General features: G+C 40.6%; 1 protein-coding gene. It reads right to left on the reverse strand.

All coding sequences use genetic code 11. The features are described 5' to 3' along the window. A partial coding sequence (locus AAEY88_RS13395) for a multiheme c-type cytochrome (RefSeq protein WP_407074465.1) occupies nucleotides 1-276 on the reverse strand: 276 nt, incomplete at both ends.

Below are 276 nucleotides of genomic sequence, written 5' to 3' on the forward strand. Positions count from 1 at the left end.
GTGGTGCAATTATCTTGCACTATCGCATGCGCTGCTTCTGCACTCTTGTCCAAGTTGCGGCCATACATTTTGGCATTGTTATGAACATTATGAATTAAGTGACTGAACTCAACTTGAACCTTGTCTTTTTCAATGGCCATTTCGTTGGTATGGCAAGATGTACAGGTTTCTAAATCAGTGTAGCTATGATAAATACTTTCACCCTTTGCATGGCAGGTATTACAAGTAGCGCCACTGACGATGTTTTTAGTGTATTTAGCTTCAAATCCTTCACCG

Source organism: Psychrobacter sp. CAL346-MNA-CIBAN-0220 (genome assembly GCF_040309805.1).
In the GTDB taxonomy this organism is placed as follows: Bacteria; Pseudomonadota; Gammaproteobacteria; order Pseudomonadales; family Moraxellaceae; genus Psychrobacter.